This is a genomic window from Pantoea sp. PNA 03-3, from assembly GCF_003201175.1.
Classification (GTDB): Bacteria; Pseudomonadota; Gammaproteobacteria; order Enterobacterales; family Enterobacteriaceae; genus Pantoea; species Pantoea stewartii.
Map to the genome: position 1 here is coordinate 14,874 of NZ_QICO01000008.1, position 17,690 is coordinate 32,563.

16 protein-coding genes are annotated in these 17,690 nt (G+C 55.8%); 8 read left to right on the forward strand and 8 right to left on the reverse strand.

Annotation, left to right across the window (positions count from 1 at the left end; genetic code table 11):
* Positions 1-141 precede the first annotated feature (141 nt).
* Positions 142-1,158: an inner membrane protein YhjD gene (yhjD, locus tag C7433_RS18525; RefSeq protein WP_110268694.1), complete on the reverse strand. Its 1,017-nt coding sequence runs from the start codon at positions 1,156-1,158 to the stop codon at positions 142-144.
* 39 nt (positions 1,159-1,197) lie between these two features.
* Positions 1,198-2,097: a LysR family transcriptional regulator gene (locus C7433_RS18530; RefSeq protein ID WP_033738321.1), complete on the reverse strand. Its 900-nt coding sequence runs from the start codon at positions 2,095-2,097 to the stop codon at positions 1,198-1,200.
* A 115-nt stretch (positions 2,098-2,212) separates the two neighbouring features.
* On the opposite strand from C7433_RS18530, the gene C7433_RS18535 reads away from it, so the two are divergent.
* The gene (locus tag C7433_RS18535; protein WP_006121151.1) at positions 2,213-2,971 is read left to right on the forward strand and encodes an SDR family NAD(P)-dependent oxidoreductase; all 759 of its coding nucleotides are present in this window, start codon (positions 2,213-2,215) and stop codon (positions 2,969-2,971) included.
* A 32-nt stretch (positions 2,972-3,003) separates the two neighbouring features.
* Here the strand turns inward: C7433_RS18535 and C7433_RS18540 are convergent, their stop codons facing one another.
* On the reverse strand, positions 3,004-3,858 hold the full coding sequence (locus C7433_RS18540) for a PhzF family phenazine biosynthesis protein (protein ID WP_033738318.1): 855 nt from the start codon (positions 3,856-3,858) through the stop codon (positions 3,004-3,006).
* A 105-nt stretch (positions 3,859-3,963) separates the two neighbouring features.
* On the opposite strand from C7433_RS18540, the gene C7433_RS18545 reads away from it, so the two are divergent.
* Positions 3,964-4,587: a glutathione S-transferase family protein gene (locus C7433_RS18545; protein WP_033738317.1), complete on the forward strand. Its 624-nt coding sequence runs from the start codon at positions 3,964-3,966 to the stop codon at positions 4,585-4,587.
* Here C7433_RS18545 and C7433_RS18550 read toward each other — a convergent pair.
* Positions 4,554-6,044 carry a PLP-dependent aminotransferase family protein gene (locus C7433_RS18550; RefSeq protein ID WP_110268745.1) on the reverse strand — a complete coding sequence of 497 codons (1,491 nt, stop codon included), beginning with the start codon at positions 6,042-6,044 and terminating at the stop codon, positions 4,554-4,556. The two genes, C7433_RS18545 and C7433_RS18550, sit on opposite strands and share 34 nt — an antisense overlap.
* 135 nt (positions 6,045-6,179) lie before the next feature.
* On the opposite strand from C7433_RS18550, the gene C7433_RS18555 reads away from it, so the two are divergent.
* Entirely contained in the window at positions 6,180-6,767 is a 588-nt protein-coding gene (locus C7433_RS18555) for a LysE family translocator (protein WP_033738356.1), read from the forward strand.
* On the opposite strand, the gene C7433_RS18560 is transcribed toward C7433_RS18555, so the two are convergent.
* From C7433_RS18560 to C7433_RS18570, 3 genes are all read right to left on the reverse strand, one after another.
* Positions 6,764-9,148, reverse strand: a complete 2,385-nt coding sequence (locus tag C7433_RS18560) for a phosphoketolase (protein WP_033738315.1) — start codon at positions 9,146-9,148, stop codon at positions 6,764-6,766. The two genes, C7433_RS18555 and C7433_RS18560, sit on opposite strands and share 4 nt — an antisense overlap.
* Before the next feature lie 121 nt (positions 9,149-9,269).
* Positions 9,270-10,883 carry a malate dehydrogenase (quinone) gene (gene mqo / locus C7433_RS18565; protein WP_033738313.1) on the reverse strand — a complete coding sequence of 538 codons (1,614 nt, stop codon included), beginning with the start codon at positions 10,881-10,883 and terminating at the stop codon, positions 9,270-9,272.
* A gap of 617 nt (positions 10,884-11,500) precedes the next feature.
* The gene (locus C7433_RS18570) at positions 11,501-11,743 is read right to left on the reverse strand and encodes a DUF1158 domain-containing protein (protein WP_033738354.1); all 243 of its coding nucleotides are present in this window, start codon (positions 11,741-11,743) and stop codon (positions 11,501-11,503) included.
* Positions 11,744-12,047: 304 nt separating this feature from the next.
* Here C7433_RS18570 and mntP point away from each other — a divergent pair, with 304 nt between their 5' ends.
* The 5 genes from mntP (at position 12,048) to C7433_RS18590 (ending at position 16,267) form a co-directional block, all read left to right on the forward strand.
* On the forward strand, positions 12,048-12,620 hold the full coding sequence (gene mntP, locus C7433_RS18575) for a manganese efflux pump MntP (RefSeq protein WP_033738352.1): 573 nt from the start codon (positions 12,048-12,050) through the stop codon (positions 12,618-12,620).
* Positions 12,621-12,729: 109 nt separating this feature from the next.
* Positions 12,730-12,807 carry a stress response protein AzuC gene (azuC, locus tag C7433_RS24160; RefSeq protein WP_112900613.1) on the forward strand — a complete coding sequence of 26 codons (78 nt, stop codon included), beginning with the start codon at positions 12,730-12,732 and terminating at the stop codon, positions 12,805-12,807.
* Between the two features lie 253 nt (positions 12,808-13,060).
* Entirely contained in the window at positions 13,061-13,897 is an 837-nt protein-coding gene (locus C7433_RS18580) for a fumarylacetoacetate hydrolase family protein (RefSeq protein WP_110268695.1), read from the forward strand.
* 71 nt (positions 13,898-13,968) lie between these two features.
* A complete protein-coding gene (locus C7433_RS18585; protein WP_172913593.1) occupies positions 13,969-14,889 on the forward strand; it encodes an alpha/beta fold hydrolase in 921 nt (306 codons plus the stop codon).
* A complete protein-coding gene (locus C7433_RS18590; protein ID WP_110268696.1) occupies positions 14,882-16,267 on the forward strand; it encodes a hypothetical protein in 1,386 nt (461 codons plus the stop codon). The genes C7433_RS18585 and C7433_RS18590 overlap by 8 nt, the downstream gene beginning before the upstream one ends.
* A 1-nt stretch (position 16,268) precedes the next feature.
* Here C7433_RS18590 and C7433_RS18595 read toward each other — a convergent pair whose 3' ends face one another.
* Positions 16,269-17,621, reverse strand: a complete 1,353-nt coding sequence (locus tag C7433_RS18595) for an MFS transporter (RefSeq protein WP_199227868.1) — start codon at positions 17,619-17,621, stop codon at positions 16,269-16,271.
* Positions 17,622-17,690 lie beyond the last annotated feature (69 nt).

Below are 17,690 nucleotides of genomic sequence, written 5' to 3' on the forward strand. Positions count from 1 at the left end.
TGTGAAATGTCGGAGAATGGCAGCGTTAACAGAGATAAACATGGCGAGATACTCTGTGAAAGCGCTGAAGAAAAGTGACCCCCTGGTTATTCATGCTGTAAAGTGGCTGATAAATAACCGGGGGCAGGGATTTTTCGCTGGTTACTGCTGTTCGTGGGTGGCCATTGCGCCTTTTTCAGGCATGCGTGGATCGTCTTTGTATTTGGCGGTGGCAATCCAGGCCGCGCAGAACAATGTCAGGCGGGCAAAGAAATAGAAGAACGCCATCAGCCCCAACACCGAGCCAAAAGCCGCACCCGAGGGCGAGCTGGCGAGTTTCGGCAGCGTCAACGTCATCACAAACTTAATGACTTCAAACCCGATGGCCGCCAGTAAGGTGCCACGCAGCAGGGCTTTTTTGCGCGGTTTATGGCGAGGCAGAATCCAGAAAATCCACAGAAACAGCAGATAATTTGCCAGTACAGAGATGGACGTCGCGATGATCGTCAGTGCCGGGCGCAACCATTCAATGCCATCCAGCCCTAACGCATTAACGATAGTCGCCTGGGCGGAACCGGCGACGGAGGTCAGTGACAAAGTAATCACCAGCGCCAGCATCAGGCCGGTCAGAGACAAGAAGTCGCGAATATAGCGTTTCCAGATCTTCTCTTTATCGTCGGGTTGACGCTCCCAGACGTCGCGTGACTGCGCGCGAATAGCCTCGCGTAAATTCCCCATCCAGTTGAGACCGGAATACAACGCCAGCAACAAACCGGTGATGCCCACGGTTGCGCGTTGCTGAATGGCCGTGTTCACGGTGTTTTTTAACGTGGTCGCCAGCGACGGATCGCTGATGCTGCTGACGATTTTGTTGATGATATCGGTCAGGAGGTCCGGATTCGAGGCCAGCACGAAACCCACGGCAGCAAAAGACACCATTAAAATGGGGATGAGCGACAGAAACGAAAAATAGGTAATGGCGGCACCAAACTGGCTGCCGAGGCGATCGTTAAACCGATCCAGCGCGCGAATAAAGTGGGCTACCGCCGGTATCGCCTGGAACCAGGCGGCGAAGCGTGATACGCGCACGATGGAACGATCGACGGACTTGTTGCCGGTTTTAATATCGATCAGCGGTTTGGCGTCTTTTACGTTGTCCTGCTCGTCTGTCATAGACATTCACTTTCCTGTTGAACCTTAAAATCACATTATAGCCTGTCAGGTGACATACTCCTGGAGCACCTGACTTAACCACTCCATAAACACCCGAACCCGACGCGCGACATTCCGGCGATGGGGATAGAGCAAGTGAATGGGCATCGGTTTGGCCGGGAACGCATGGAGCACCTCGACCAGTTGACCGCTTTCCAGATATTTTTGGATGCCCACCGTCGGCACCTGAATAATGCCCAGGCCCGCAAGGCAGGCGGCGCGGTAGGTTTCGGTGCTGTTCACCGTCACGACGCCGCCCGTGTGCACATAGTGGCACTGCTTACCATCGAAGTATTCGAAGCCCTGCGCCGCCTGACCTAACGGCTGGCTGTAATGCACCATTGCATGCTGCGACAGCTCCTCAAGCCGAATCGGCCTGCCAAAACGCGCAAGATAGTCAGGACTGGCACAGTTAATCAAGGTGTGCGTGCCTATACGGCGGGCGATCAGTCCCGAATCCTTTAGCTCGCCAACGCGAATCACACAGTCAAAACCTTCGCGAATGACGTCAACCTGGCGATCGTTGCTGCTGAGTTCAATTTCCACGCCAGGATAGTGCTGAAGGAATTCAGGCAGACGCGGAAGAATAAGATCGCTCGCCATTGCCACGGACATGTCGACCCGCAGTTTGCCACTTAACGTCGCGGGATCGTGCTGAAACAGGCTGTCCATATCGCCAATCATCGCCAGCAAATCAAGACAGCGATCATAGTATACCAGGCCATCCTGAGTAAGCTGCACGCGGCGGGTAGTACGATGCAGCAGCCGTGTGCCCATCAGATTCTCCAGCGCCTGAATTTGCCGTGATACGCTGCCTTTTGGTAACCCAAGGCTGTCAGCCGCCGCCGTAAAACTGCCCATCTCTGCAACTCTGACGAACACCTGCATTGCATGAATTTTATCCATATAGCCTGCCGATTGTTGTTGTAAGTGGAACAGTGCTGCGCATTCTTAAGCGTTTATAGAACAATTTTTAACGAATATCCTGAATCTGTGTTCAATTTTGCAACAGGAAATCAACATGAATCGTAAAATCGTCTTGATTACGGGCGCAAATCGCGGTTTAGGCAAGAATGCAGCGCTAAAACTGGCGGCAAAAGGCCGGGATATCATCCTGACGTACCGCAATCATCAAAACGAAGCACAGGACGTCGTCAACGCTGTTGAGCGCGCAGGCGGCCGCGCCATAGCGCTACAGCTGGATGTGGGTGATGTTAGCCAGTTCGACCGCTTCATTTCTGATGTCAAAAATACCTTACAGCAGCACTGGCAGCGTGAGACATTTGATTATTTAGTGAACAATGCCGGGCATGGTCACTACAAACCTTTTGCCGAGACGACGGAAGCGGAATTTGATGCCCTGATGAATGTGCATTTCAAAGGGCCGTACTTCCTGACGCAAAAACTGCTGCCTGTTATCAGCGACGGCGGGCGCATTCTGAATATCTCCAGTGGATTAACGCGCCTGACCTATCCTGGCTCGGGCACCTATGCGGCGATGAAAGGGGCGATGGAAGTGCTGACCCGTTACCAGGCCAAAGAGCTGGGGGAACGTCGAATCCGCGTTAATATCCTGGCGCCGGGCGCGATTGAAACGGATTTTGGCGGTGGACGGGTGCGTGACGATAAAGCCGTGAATGAAAGCATCGCTGCGTTGACCGCTCTGGGGCGGGTCGGATTACCTGATGATATTGGCGACGCCATTTGCGCCATTCTGAGCGAGGAAACCGGCTGGATCACCGCGCAACGCATCGAAGCATCGGGCGGGCAGGGACTGTAACAGTAAGGGCGACTCCGTCGCCCTGTCGTGTCTCAGGGCGTAACGTCAATTGTGCCCTCAACGATCGTCACTGTTTTTCCGCCAATCCAGATGGTTTCGCCCTCATAAGCCACGTTCACCCGGCCCTGACGTCTGACCTGCGTGCCCTGACGAACGCGGTAATTGTGCGGTTTACCCTGAGCCGCGAAGTAGCGCGCCAGGCAGGCATTTGCGCTGCCGGTAATCGGATCTTCTGTCAGGCTGCCGTGCTCAACCAGTAATCCCCGCACTTCATACTGTTCTGTTTCTCCCGAGGGCAGCGGGCCAAAGGGCATTACACCATCCACGCTGGCGTGGGTAATTAACCGCTCAAGATCGTTGACGTCGGGTATGACGGCGCGCACCGCCTCGGCACTGACCATCGGGATAAGCAACCAGCGAATGCCCATATCCGCCACGGTGACAGGCTGTGAATGATCCAGCGCGTCGCTGTTTAATGCTGTGCTGATCAGGGCATCGTGGTAGGGCGTCAGGGTGGCGCTGGGCGCGGCAAAAGCCAGCGTACCATCGGATGCGATTGTCACCACCACATTGCCGACGCCGCACTGCTGCACCATCCTGCCTGGTGTTTTGGTTTTCCAGCCCGCCTCAAGCAGGGCATGGGCGGTACCCAGCGTGGGATGACCTGCAAACGGTAGCTCGCCCTGTACGGTGAAGATGCGCACGCGGTAGTCAGCCTGGCTGTCTTCTGGCGGCAGGACAAAGGTCGTCTCGGATAAGTTGGTCCAGCGTGCAATCGCCGCCATCTGGCTGTCGTCGAGGCCCTGCGCATCCATGATGACGGCCAGCGGATTGCCGTTGAACGCAATCGAGGTGAAAACGTCCACTTGTTTAAACGCAACCTTCATTGTCACTCCTTTTCATTGGGATAAAGCGGTTTTTTCATGCCCGGGCAATTGCTTATGTCAGTTAACAGGGCTATGAATAAGTTAAGCAACCGGATGGAGCCTGCTATGTTAAAAATTCTTGGACGCGCCTCCTCAATCAATGTGCGCAAAGTATTATGGCTGTGTGACGAGCTGGACCTGCTTTACGAACGCGAAGAGTGGGGCGAAGGTTTCAAATCCACTCACTCGCCAGAATTTATGGCGCTTAATCCCAATGCCATGATCCCGGTATTACTCGACGACGACTTTGTCATGTGGGAATCCAACGCTATTTTGCGCTATCTGGCCACGGCCTATGGCGGCGAGTGGCTTTACCCGGAAAATCCGCGCGCGCGCGCGCCGGTGGATCAGTGGATGGACTGGCAATCAACCGAACTTAACACCTCGTGGCGCTATGCCTTTATGTCGCTGGTGCGCCATTCGCCCGCGCATCAGGATCCCCGCCTGTTAGCTGCGGCCTGCAAAGGCTGGTCCCATACCATGGGGATTCTCAACCAGCAGCTGGAGCACACCGGTCGCTATGTCGCCGGACGCAACTTCACGCTGGCGGATATCCCGATTGGCCTTGCCGTGAACCGCTGGTTTGAAACCCCGCTGGATCATCCCGACCTGCCGGCTGTCCGGACCTATTACGAGCGTCTGACTGAACGTCATGGTTATACAATCTGGGGACGGAACGGAACGCCCTGAGCCCGACCCGGCGGCAGGCCCGCAAGTTCACAGGCGATGGCACCGACGCGGGCGATAGCGCGAATGTAGCGATCGGTAAACGGATAGCAGCACGAGAGGCGCAGTGCATGGTTATAGCGCTCACTCAGCGAATACAGCGCGCCGGGCGTCACGCAGATCTGCTCTTTCAGCAGACGAGAGAACATCTCGGTCGTGTTCACGTTGCCCGGCAGTTCCACCCAAAAAACAAAGCCGCCGCGCGGCAACGTGGCCTGCGTGGCCTGGGGAAAATGCTGGGCAATTAACCCTCGCGCCTCATCCAGATTGCTGGCATAACAGCGCCGCAGGCTACGCAGATGATGGTCATAACCGCCATTGGCAAGAAACTCTGCCAGCGTCTCTGACAGCAGAGCGGACTCCGCCATCGATGACACGGCTTTAAGCCGTGCGATAGCATCGTGGAAGCGTCCGGCCGCAATCCAGCCGACACGGAAATCCGGCGCAACGGTTTTGGTAAAGCTGGTGCAGTATAAAACCCAGCCCTGCTCGTCAAAGGCCTTCACGGCAGGGGAAAGCGGCCAGTCAAACTGCAATTCATCGTAAAGGCCGTCTTCAATGAGCGGCACTTTGTAAGTATTTACCAACCTTGCGAGCCTTTTCTTGTCGGGCAGGCTCATACAGTAACCCAGCGGATTTTGTGCCGTGGGCATCGCCACAATCGCCTGAAGTCGCTCTTCCTGCAGCAGCATTTCCAGCGTATCCAGCGACAAACCACGCTGCGGATCGGTGGGGATTTCCAGCGCTTTGAGGCCGAGTGAAGCCAGCAAAGGGAACAAAAAAAAGTAGGTAGGTGATTCCAGCCCTACGCAGTCGCCGGGCTGCGTCACCGCGCGCAATGCCAGCTGCAACGCCTCCATACAACCATGGGTGAGGGTGATATCATCGGCGGTGAGTGACTGACCCGCATGTAATGCGCGTCGCGCAATCTCCTCCCGTAAGCGCTCACTACCGGGCGGAAGCGCATAGCGACCGATAAGGTTGGGATTGCGTCGTAGCAATGAGGCGGTGATGCGGGCTAACCGGGCCGAGGGGAACAGTTCGCTGTCCTGCGGGCAGGCCAGCGAGATATTGATGTAATCAGGATGATTCTGCGCGGCGAACACTTTATCGATCAAATCCAGCTTTTCGTTGCTGGGATCGCGTATCACACGAGCAGCGTGCTGAGTATGCCGGGTGACCACAGGCAGGACGCCGCGCACGTAATAGCCTGATTGCGGTCGTGCCTCAATCAGGCCACGGTTCTCCAGCAGCTGCCAGGCATTCAGCACGGTGTTCACGCTCACCTGGTGCGACTGGGCGACGCGACGGATAGCCGGTAAGCGCTTACCAGGCTTGAGAGTACCCTGATGAATGGCCTCTGCGAAGCTATCGGCCAGTTGCTGGTAAAGCGTTTGTTCAGGCTGAATTTCAAGGGACACAATTGCCTCCTGGCACGACAGGTACAGTTTGACATCAGCGTGATTGTACCCATCAAAATAGCCATTTCCTGTCCCTGTTACCATCACTTTTCGCAACGTAGCATGGTGCTCTGTCTCCCTGTCAGGAATACCATGATGCTTGATCCCTCTTTTTTCAGTTATGTCACCGTGATGTCGATTACGCCGGGTCCTAACAACCTGTTGCTTGCCACTTCCGGCGTGAATTTTGGTATGCGCCGGACGCTGCCGATGGTGTTTGGCATTTTACTTGGATGCGGCCTGCAAACGGTTATTGCGGGCATGACACTGGAGCTGTTGCTGCACTGGATGGCATCCATCCGCTTGCCGCTTACGCTGGTGGGATGTAGCTATCTGCTGTGGCTGTCCTGGAAAATATTTCGTGCAGCTGCACCTGAGGCCCGGCACAAGCCTCAGCCGATGACGTTTCTCGGCGGTGCCTGCTTTCAGGCGGTGAATCCTAAAGCCTGGTTAATGGCCAGCAACGTGGCGCTGTTGTACAGCGCCAACAGTCACGTCCTGATCGTGATGGCGAGTTTTATGCTGCTCAACCTGCCCTGCATATTATTGTGGGCGGCGTTAGGTGACCGCCTGCGCGGTCACCTGCAAATCGCCTGGAAACGCCAGCTGTTCAACAGCCTGATGGCGCTGTCACTGGTGGTAACGACGATCTGGATGCTGGCCGATGCCCTGAAAGCGGTTTAGTCCGGTGCGCCGGGGGCGCTGGCGGAGGGCCACTTCCAGTTCTGCACCTCCGGCACATCTTCGCCATAGACCCGTACATAGCGATGATGCTCTGCCAGGCGCTGCTGCAGATCGTCAGGCAGTTCAGGATGGCGATCGGCAAGTCCCGGGATATGCCTGATAGCCGCCAGCGCCAGATGATAGCGATCCAGCTCGTTCAGCACCGTCATGTCGAAAGGCGTGGTAGTTGTGCCCTCTTCATTAAAGCCATGCACATGGAAATTACGATGGTTATTGCGTTGATAGGTCAGCCGGTGGATCAGACTGGGGTAACCATGGAAGGCAAAAATCACCGGCTTGTCTGCGGTAAACAGCGCATCAAACGCCTCTTCTGACTTGCCGTGAGGATGCTGTTTCTGCGTTTGCAGCGCCAGCAGGTCTACCACGTTAACCACCCGAATGCGCAGGTCCGGCAGATAACTTCGCAGCAGATCGACGGCCGCCAGCGTTTCCATGGTGGGCACATCACCCGCGCAGGCCATCACCACATCCGGCTCTGCGCCCTGCGGGGTTGTGCCGGCCCAGTGCCATTCACCCATTCCGGCCTCGCAATGGGCGATGGCGCTGTCCATGTCCAGCCACTGCGGCGCAGGCTGTTTGCCGGCCACAATCACGTTGATGCGGTCCCATGTTCGCAGACAGTGGTCGCCCACCCATAACAACGTATTTGCATCGGGCGGCAGGTAAATACGCACGATGTCGGCTTTTTTATTGGCAACGTGATCGATAAAGCCCGGATCCTGATGACTGTAACCGTTATGATCCTGACGCCAGACGTGAGAAGACAGCAGATAGTTAAGCGAGGAGATGGGCTGACGCCAGCCCAGCTTGCGTGTCACCTTTAACCATTTGGCATGCTGGTTGAACATCGAGTCAATGATGTGAATAAAGGCTTCGTAGCAGTTAAATAATCCGTGCCTGCCGGTAAGCAGATATCCTTCCAGCCAGCCCTGACACTGATGTTCACTGAGAATTTCCATTACCCGACCATCGGGGGCCAACTGCTCATCATAAGGCTCAATAGCTTCAAGCCAGGTGCGGCTGGTGGTGTCAAATACCGGCGTCAGACGGTTAGAGGCGGTTTCATCCGGACCAAACACGCGGAAATTGTCCCGATTGCGTTGGAACAGGGCGTTAAGATAACGGCCAAACTGTTCAGTTGCCTGTCCGGCCTGCGAGCCGGGCTGCTGTGTATCGAAAGCAAATTCGCGAATATCAGGCGTAACTAATTCACGGCGCAGTAAACCACCGTTGGCAAACGGGGACGCGCCCATACGTTTGTCGCCCTGTGGGGCCAGCGCCTGCAGTTCCGGCTTAAGCCGCCCCTGTTCATCAAACAGATCGTCAGGCTGATAGCTGCGCAGCCAGTTCTCCAGAATGTTACGGTGGTCTTCGTTTTCGCGGCAGGCCGCTACGGGCACCTGGTGCGCCCGCCAGAAACCTTCCACTTTCTTGCCGTCTACCGTTTTCGGCCCGGTCCAGCCTTTAGGGCTGCGCAGGATAATCATCGGCCAGCGGGGAATGGCCTTCATTGGTGAGCCCTGCCGGGCGGCCTGTTGAAAGCCGGCAATCTCTGAAAAAGCGCGATCCAGCGTGTCGGCCATCAACGGATGCATCTCTTCAGGTTCATGACCGCAGACAAACAGCGGTTCATACCCGTAACCGCGAAACAGCTGACGCAGATCGTCGTCACTGGCGCGGCCCAGAATCGTTGGATTCGCAATCTTATAACCATTCAGATGCAGAATGGGCAGCACGGCACCGTCGCGCTGGGGATTAAGAAACTTAATCCCGTGCCAGCTGGAGGCCAGCGGCCCGGTTTCGGCTTCGCCGTCGCCAATGATGCAGGGCGCGATCAGATCGGGGTTATCAAAGACAGCGCCAAAGGCATGAGAAAGTGAGTAGCCTAACTCTCCACCTTCATTGATCGAGCCCGGGGTTTCGGGTGCCGCATGACTGGGAATTCCGCCCGGAAAGGAAAACTGTTTAAACAGCTTCTGCATGCCGTCGGCATCCTGACGGATATGCGGATAGATTTCGCTATAGCTCCCCTCAAGCCAGGTATTCGCAACCATGCCAGGCCCGCCATGGCCGGGACCACAGACATAAATAAGGTTGAGGTCGCGCTGACGAATAATCCGGTTCAGATGGGCATAGATAAAATTCAGTCCGGGCGTGGTGCCCCAGTGGCCCAGTAAGCGCGGTTTAATATGCTCTGGCTTCAATGGCTCGCGTAACAGCGGATTGTCCATCAAATAAATCTGCCCGACAGACAGATAGTTAGCGGCGCGCCAGTAGCGATCAAGTAACGTGAGTTCGTGTGCCGTGTTCGGTTGAGCCATGCCATTTTCTCCTGCATTACGTCAGACGATGCACTAACCCTAATAGAGAATGGGGGAGTCAACCAGGCAAGCGGCAAACAAAAAGGCCTCGCAAGCGAGGCCTCAGACAGGTAGAAGACGGTTATTTACCGACGACGTAGGCAGTTTCACGGCCTTCGTCATTCGCGGCCACCGGCGTTACAGGCGTATACGGCAGTTGCAGGACGCGGCTGGTTTCAGCCAGCACTTTTTCAGTCAGGGCGACGTCACCGTTAAGTTTGCGGCCCCAGGACGGCACAACGGCACGAATTTTATTTTGCCATTCCGGTGACGCCATCTGCTCTGGACAGACCTTGTGCAGCAGTTCCAGCATGATCGGTGCCGCTGTTGAGGCGCCCGGCGAAGCACCCAGCAGTGCCGAGATCGAGCCATCTTCCGACGACACCACTTCTGTGCCCAGACGCAATACCGCGCCTTCTTTTTCATCTTTCTTGATGATTTGCACGCGCTGACCTGCGGTCACCAGACGCCAGTCTTCCTGCTTCGCCTGCGGAACATAGGCGCGCAGCGCGTCCATCCGGTCACGGTCGCTTTGCAGAACCTGATCCATCAGGTACTTCACCAGATCAAAGCTTTTCAGTCCGACTTTGATCATCGGCATAAGGTTAGTACTGTTCAGCGAGGCAAACATGTCCAGCAGCGAACCCTGCTTCAGGAACTTGGTCGAGAAGGTCGCGAACGGCCCAAACAGCAGAACCTGTTTGCCGTTCAGAACGCGCGTGTCCACATGCGGCACGGACATTGGCGGCGCACCGACGCTCGCTTTACCATAGACCTTCGCCATATGCTGTTTCACAACATCGGGATTTTCGGTCACCAGGAAAGAGCCGCCGACCGGGAAGCCCGCATAGCCATTGGCTTCGGGAACGCCAGCCTTCTGCAGCAACGGCAACGCCGCACCGCCTGCGCCAATGAAAATCTTACCGGCGGTTAACGTACGACGTGAACCGTCTGTCAGGCTGACAAGGGTAACCTGCCAGCGACCATCGTTCAGGCGTGTAATGTCGCGAACTTCCTGGCTCATGCGCAAACGGAAACTGGCTTTTTTCTCCAGTGAGGCAATCAACTGACGCGTCACTTCACCGAAATCGACGTCGGTGCCCATATCGGTCCAGGTCGCGGCCACTTTTTGACTGGCGGGACGGCCTTTCATCACCAACGGAATCCACTTCGCGATTTGCTGTGGATCTTCAGAGTAAGCCATGCCACGGAACAAAGTGCTTTTCTGTAATGCGTTAAAGCGTTTGCGCAGGAAGTTAACGTTGTCATCGCCCCAGACAAAGCTCATATGCGGTGTGCTGTGGATAAAGCTTTTTGGCGTATGCAGATTGCCTTTCTGGACATGATAGGCCCAGAACTGGCGAGAAATCTGGAAGGCTTCGTTAATCGCAATGGCTTTCGCGATATCGATACTGCCGTCAGCTCTCTGCGGCGTATAGTTCAGCTCGGCCAGCGCGGCATGGCCTGTACCGGCATTGTTCCAGCCATTAGAGGACTCTTCCGCCACATGCGGCAGCCGTTCCACCATTTCAATGGACCAGTCTGGCTCAAGATCCTGCAGCCAGGTGCCTAAGGTGGCGCTCATGACGCCAGCGCCAATGAGTAGCACATCGACGTCTTTACGCTCCTGCGCCCCGGTGGTGTCCTTTCCGCTAACACTCATTGTGAGCGCAAGATTTACAGCTGATTTGCACATGAGGCGACATCTCCTCTTCTGTTGACCTGAAGCTCAACAGTGTTGCAGGCGAAATAGTCACGCTTCTGTCGAGCGCGTTGCGCTATTTCCGGGTTAAGACTCAGGTATAGGTTAAAGCGACGATAACGAGTTAACTGAACGTTATGCTTTGTTGCCCAAATATAACATTCTCGCGTTCGAATTAAACATTTGTTTATTTTTTAAATGCAGAAATGATTCAGCATAAGAAAGAATCATAATAACAGGCGCGCCATAAGCCTTTTTTGCAGCTAACTCAACGGGTTAAGTAAAAGAGGATGTTGCGGGATTGCCCCATGATGGTGCGGTATGAAAATGTCACTTAGCGAAAGGAATAATCTAACCTAATGAAAAAAAGGGATTATTGAAATTTATTCTTTGCGTTGAATTTTTAATCGATAAGGCGGCGAAGGCTATCTTGTAAAACAAATGTTACATTTTTGTGACCTCAGAGCCAGCCAGGTGACTGACCGACGGCAAGGAAGCGCGCCGCATCGCTGACGCTTTGCATGATCAAAGGTTCACCACCGCCAGCCTCTCAGTAATTCAGTCTTTTAAAAAAAGAGGGGCAGCAGGCAGATGTCGCCCTGACGGCGTGATTACGCCCGAAACCAGCGGCGCCAGATAAAGCGAATAACAAAAAACTCCAGCGCGCCCAGAAGTAAAAACCACAGGCAAAAGACCACGGTATAAAGCTGATTAAGGTCCTGCAGATGGAACATCTGTTGCAGGTGCTGCGCGACGGCCAGGCTAAACGCGGGAGCGGGAAGCAGAAGGGCAGAGAGAAAGCCCAACAGTAAAATGCCGCCGGGAATGATCAGGGATTCGAAGGGGTTAGTCATGGACAAAAATTCCGTATTTACCAGCCCGCCATTTTCCGGCATTCCGCGGGAAGGTTCAATGACGGACTGTTCAGGGCAGGAAGTCACGCTGTGCATTGCAAAGAAAAGGCTTAAATGACATTAACTTAGAGACATTCATAGCGATTGTTATGAGTTATAGCCTTTGCTATACTTAAATCCCTGATTTTATTGTCTTTTTATAACGATTATTGCGTGATAGACTGCGCGCACTTTTTAATAACCGAGCCATATGTGTGATGAATTCAGCACGAAATGCTGGCTTTTCATCCCAAGTGAACAAATCATGACCTTTATCGCCACCCTGATTCTTGCTTTTGGAATGTCGATGGACGCATTTGCTGCTGCGCTGGGCAAGGGTGCGACCTTGCATCGCCCGGGCCTGAAAGAAGCCGTGCGCACCGGTCTGATTTTCGGTTGTATCGAAGCCCTGACGCCGCTGATCGGCTGGGCATTGGGTCTTGCTGCCAGCCAGTATGTTGCCGCGTGGGATCACTGGATAGCCTTTTTCCTGCTGGCTTTCCTGGGTGCCCGAATGATGATGGAAGGCTTCCGTAAAACGGCGTCTGAACCGTGCGAAGCGCCGCAAAGCCATGGTTTTATGGTCCTGGCGGCGACCGCCGTTGCCACCAGCCTGGATGCGCTGGCGGTTGGCGTGGGGCTGGCCTTCCTTCAGGTTAATATCGTCACCACGGCTCTGACAATCGGTGCCGCCACTACCGTTATGGCTACCACTGGTGTGCTGGTCGGCCGCTTCATTGGGCCTGTTTTAGGTAAATGGGCCGAAGTGCTGGGCGGACTGGTCCTCATCGCCATCGGCTCCACCATCCTCACCGAGCATCTCGGGCTGTTTCAGTAACGCCCGCAAAATCGTATTTTGTGATCTGGTTCAAAATTTATTGCTGATTAAAACAGCAGGGGCTATACTTTTCCTGTAGTTATTCAACAAATTTTTAACTGGATGCTGTATGAAACGTTTTTTTAAGTACGTGTTTCACGCGTATGTGGAAACCTTTAAACACGTACCACCCGGTGCGCTGAACTAAGCGCCACGTTTTACCCTCGATAGTCGCGGTCAGGGAATGACCGGTGATTATCACCTCATTTTGTCGTTCTTCTCGCCTGTCTCCGCCTCTCTGTTCAGCCTGCACTGGTCTCGCATTCCGCCTGACATACTGTGATACATCTGGACATCCACTGTGCCAATCGCAGTACGATTTCCGTCATGTTTTTTGCTACTCTGCGCGCCGATTTATTCTCAACACGGGTGGATCGCCCGACATAATAAAAGAGGCAGCAATGCAGTTATGCAGTTTTTATCTTCCCGCTCAGGGGAAAAAAAGCGTGGGTATCGTACGGGAACAGGGCGTGATCGATGTCGGGATGCGCCTGGGCAAAGCCTGCCCGGATTTAAAAACCTTTTTGACACGTTCTTCTCTGGCCGATCTTGCCGCCTTTCAGAACATGCCCGTCGATCACGCGTTTTCCGCCGTGCAGTTTCTTCCCGTTATTGAGCAGCCTGGAAAAATTTTCTGCGTAGGAATGAACTACGCAGATAAACGCCAGGAGTTTGCCGCAACGCTGGACGCGCCAACCTTATTTATCCGTTTTGCTGATTCACTGACCGGCCATGAGCAACCGCTGCAAAAACCGCTGACTACCCAGGAATTCGATTACGAGGGTGAGCTGGCGGTGATTATTGGTAAACCGGCGCATCGGGTTAAGGCCGCCGACGCGCTGGACGTCATTGCGGGTTACAGCTGCTTTATGGATGCCACCGTGCGCGACATGCAGTTTACCTGGTTTACCGCCGGGAAAAACTGGCCGCAGACCGGAGGATTTGGCCCCTGGATGACGACTGCGGACGAGATTCCTGATCCCCAACAGTTATCGATTAAAACCCGACTGAACGGTCGTGAAGTGCAAAACGATACCACCGCCAGCATGGTGCATCCGGTCGCCAGCATTATCGAATATATCTCTGCCTTCAGTCCGCTATCACCCGGCGATGTCATTATCACCGGCTCCCCCGGCGGCGTAGGGAAAAAACGGATGCCGCCCCTGTTCATGTTCCGTGGGGACGTGGTGGAAGTCGAGATAGAAAAAATCGGTTGCCTGCGTAACCCTGTCGCCTGACGCAGTGTATTCACTGCCTCTCTGCCGATCCCGTCCTACACTCAATAAGTACCCAGGAACAGGAGCAGCTGATGAGGCGTACCATCCGGTGTAAAAGGCGACAGGGCATAGCCGTGGCCGCAGGGGTTGGTTTAGGTATAGGCGCAGTGCTGTGGGGCGCGAAGCGCTGGCAGCAAATGAAACAAACGCCGCCTGTTTCACCGCGTAGTCACCATGCGGGGCTGGCGGGTTACTATCAACAGATCGGTGACTGGCGCATGTTCACCCGCGTGACGCCCGACGCACCTCATGGTTTACCTGTCGTCCTGCTTCACGGTCTGGCGATGTCAGGCCGTTCGATGGAGGCGCTGGCCCTCGCGCTGGGTCGGGACTATCACGTGCTGGTCCCCGACCTGCCCGGCTTTGGCGGTAGCGCGTTGCCCGCATCGGCACCGGTGCTTTCCGTCAGTGAACTGGCCGATATCCTGTGGCAGTGGCTCCAGCACAATGGTTTCCGGCGGGCAATCTGGGTCGGCAGCGCCTTTGGCTGTCAGGTGCTGGCGGCGCTGGCGGATAAACACCCGGACGCCGTGGCCGGACTGGTGCTACAGGGACCCACAGCCGATCGCCATGCGCGAAGCCTGTTGCGCCAGCTCTGGCGCGGCTGGCGCAACAGCCGACTGGAAGCCCACCGTTCACCTGACCCGCTGGCCCGCATCGACTGGGCGAAAGCCGGTCTCCCCCGTGTATTTGGCACGCTGCGCGCCATGCTTAACGATCCGATTGAATACCATCTGACGTATCTGACGGCCCCCACATTGTTGCTCCGGGGTTCGCGGGACCCGGTTTGTCCGGCGCGCTGGCTGGATGAGCTGGCGGGGCTGTTGCCTCAGTGTGAAAAAATCACCCTGCGCGGCGGTACCCACCGGCTGCACTATGTCTATCCATGGAGCTTCTGCCATGCGATCCGACCCTTTTTGGCCCGTATTCAGCAGGAGAACGCCGATGAGTAAACCGCCGAAGGGCATCGCCCGCTTTGATTCCGCAGCAACCATGCTGCTGGCTCTGGCAAGTGCACTACGCGATGAGCCCCTTACCCGTTCGTCATCGATGCTGGACCGGTTACTGCCTTCACTGGATCGACTACCGAGCCGGTTACGTGAATGGGGCCATGCGATAAGTGGCCAGGCGGACGGAATCAGCCCGAAACAGGCGGGTGAGCTGGATGTGGAAGGCATCGCCGAATGGATGGTGAGTGCCTACCCGCAGCGCGAGTATCCGGCGGCATTTATCGGCGCATCGAACGGTGCGCTGGTCCATCTGGCGGCGGCGATGGGAACGCCCTGGCTACCGCAAACGTTTCTGTGCCCGGTGCGCGTGGAACCCAGCGATCCGGACGATGCCCAGGCCGGCTTTGAGCAAGGCAAAGCGGTGGCCGCGGCGCTGCTGGCCACCTGGCCAAGGCTGGCGGTCCATCACAGGCAGGATCCGAGTCAGGACCGGCTGCTGCTCGAAAATATGCAGGCTTTCCGGCTTAAATTACGCGATATGCCACTCGCCTTTAATGAATTTCTGCTGGGAGGATTGCCCGCAGGCGCGACCCTGTTTATCAATCACTGCACGCGCCAGTGGCCGGTCACCCGCACCAGCGACCGTTCGTTTTTCCAGTTTGGCGCACCCGGTGGGGCAACGGAAAGCGAGTATTTGCAGGGCGGCCCCCGCGTTGCGGAATATCTGGCGCGGGCAGGGGTTGATCGCGCGAGCTGGACGCCGCCTGCCATCACCGATCATGTCCCTGAAGCCGAATGGGGGCTGGATGGTTACCTGATCTCTCCTCTGAAAAAACTGGCAGAAGCTCAATGCTGGACGCTGATGGAAATTCGTTATGAGCAACCGGAGGCGCTGAGTTTTGTGGTGGCGGAAATCTACCGTGACTGGTATCTGGCGGCAGGCGTGCTGCCCACCCGGCTTACGGTAGACAGCTTTATATTGCTGGATCCCTGGTGCAGTATGCAGCAACAGGCGATTCCCTTCTGGCTGATGTTCCCCTCTGCCGCCTCGGCAGATGCGCTGCAGCGTTTTCTGGAAAAACAGCCGCCGTTCCGCTACATCGATATGCTGTTGTACTCACAAGGGGCCGACAGCATCGGGCTGGCCGACATCGCCCGCTGGCAGCAGTTGCTTACCTTCGCCAAAGACGAAGGCGCGCTGGTCGGTGTGGATGAAACGCGTTTTCCTCATGATGTCACCAGTGTTTCGCAGTTTGACGCGGCGCTCCGTGAGCGGGCACCGCTGCTGCCTGCGCCGCCGCCGCTCACTGTCGGGACAGCGATCGCCGGTATTCAGCGTTACGGCGCCCGTCATGGCGTGAGCATCAGGGCGCTGACCTGAGTCAGGCTCCGTCGGTGATGGGCTTGCGAACCAGCACCAGATAGGCCAGTGCGCCCATCAGGGTTACGCAGGCACAAATCATCAGCGCCAGGCTGAAGGACTTCGTGGTGTCCAGTATCCAGCCGGTAATCACCGGAGCAAAGGACGCGAAGATAAAGCTGGCGAAATTTTGAATGCTGCCTACGGAGGCCGTCATGCGCGCGGTCACGTTAGCGTGGATCAGGCCCCAGCATGAGGTCCCCGCAAAGTGAATACAAAACAGGGCCATGCCAATCAGGGTGACGGCGCTGGTGGTCTCAGTGGCGCGCGTGACGAAGGCGGTAAAACCCGCAGACAGAACCATGCCGCTGACAATGCACACCTTACGGGTTTTAACCGCATCCCAGCCGCGTTTCACTAACGCATCCACCACATAGCCGTTGAGCAACATGCCGGCTGCGCCAAACAGGAAAGGAATCGCCGCCAGTAAGCCTGTGCTCTTAAGATCAAGGTGATAGGTCGACTGCAGATAACCCGGCAGCCAGGCAATATACAGCCAGGCGGTGTAGTTAATGCCGCTGAAGCCAATCATCATGCCCCACATGGTGCGCTGCTTAAACAGGCCTCGCCATTCACGAAAGCTGATCGGCGCTTTACGCGATGCCACGCTGCCCGCCTGCAGATAATGGATCTCTTCCGCACTTAAGGTGTTGTTATCACGGTCGCGATAAGTCATGTACCAGCCGATCGCGAGGAAAATCCCTAAAATACCGATAGTCACAAACATGCCGCGCCAGCCCAGCAGCAGCATCATGGCCGCCAGGATCGGCGGCGCTACCGATAATCCGATCATCGAGGCGGCGTTAAACATCCCCATCGGCATCCCGCGATCTTTAATATTGAACCAGTCATTGATGACCTTTACGCCGCATGGATTCATGGGCGCTTCACCTATCCCGAGGCCAATGCGCACCAACACGAACTGAGTAAAGTTATGCACCAGTCCGGACGCGGCCTGGAAAAGTGACCAGATGAACATGCCCACGCCCAGCATAATACGTGGGCCTTTGCGGTCCAGCAGGGCGCCAGCGGGCAGTTGTGCCAGCCCGTAAGCCAGCGAAAATGCCGAGAGCAGCACGCCAATTTCCGTCGCGCTCAGCCCCATCTCCTCACGAATCGTCATATTGGCCACCGACAGCGAGCTGCGATCAAGGTAGTTAATGATGGCGGCAAGCAGCAGCAACAGCATGGCGGTAATCTGAACTTTACGGATGCGCGGCGAGCGCACGATATCACTGCGCAACGGCACAAACGCCTCATCAGGTGCAGCGGCGGCGGGCGAGGTTGAACGATCAATAACCGATCTGTTTTCCATGGCAATCTCCCTGAGCAGGCGATTTATCATTATTGTGAGCATTAAGGATGCCCGACGGCACAGGGCCGC

Coding starts and splice junctions, on each gene's coding strand:
- C7433_RS18585 (WP_172913593.1), top strand. CDS start 13,969: ATGAGGCGTACCATCCGGTGTAAAAGGCGACAGGGCATAGCCGTGGCC.
- C7433_RS18560 (WP_033738315.1), bottom strand. CDS start 9,148: ATGGCTCAACCGAACACGGCACACGAACTCACGTTACTTGATCGCTAC.
- C7433_RS18595 (WP_199227868.1), bottom strand. CDS start 17,621: ATGGAAAACAGATCGGTTATTGATCGTTCAACCTCGCCCGCCGCCGCT.
- mqo (WP_033738313.1), bottom strand. CDS start 10,883: ATGTGCAAATCAGCTGTAAATCTTGCGCTCACAATGAGTGTTAGCGGA.
- C7433_RS18570 (WP_033738354.1), bottom strand. CDS start 11,743: ATGACTAACCCCTTCGAATCCCTGATCATTCCCGGCGGCATTTTACTG.
- C7433_RS18580 (WP_110268695.1), top strand. CDS start 13,061: ATGCAGTTATGCAGTTTTTATCTTCCCGCTCAGGGGAAAAAAAGCGTG.
- C7433_RS18555 (WP_033738356.1), top strand. CDS start 6,180: ATGCTTGATCCCTCTTTTTTCAGTTATGTCACCGTGATGTCGATTACG.
- azuC (WP_112900613.1), top strand. CDS start 12,730: ATGAAACGTTTTTTTAAGTACGTGTTTCACGCGTATGTGGAAACCTTT.
- C7433_RS18590 (WP_110268696.1), top strand. CDS start 14,882: ATGAGTAAACCGCCGAAGGGCATCGCCCGCTTTGATTCCGCAGCAACC.
- mntP (WP_033738352.1), top strand. CDS start 12,048: ATGACCTTTATCGCCACCCTGATTCTTGCTTTTGGAATGTCGATGGAC.
- C7433_RS18545 (WP_033738317.1), top strand. CDS start 3,964: ATGTTAAAAATTCTTGGACGCGCCTCCTCAATCAATGTGCGCAAAGTA.
- C7433_RS18535 (WP_006121151.1), top strand. CDS start 2,213: ATGAATCGTAAAATCGTCTTGATTACGGGCGCAAATCGCGGTTTAGGC.
- C7433_RS18540 (WP_033738318.1), bottom strand. CDS start 3,858: ATGAAGGTTGCGTTTAAACAAGTGGACGTTTTCACCTCGATTGCGTTC.
- yhjD (WP_110268694.1), bottom strand. CDS start 1,158: ATGTCTATGACAGACGAGCAGGACAACGTAAAAGACGCCAAACCGCTG.
- C7433_RS18530 (WP_033738321.1), bottom strand. CDS start 2,097: ATGGATAAAATTCATGCAATGCAGGTGTTCGTCAGAGTTGCAGAGATG.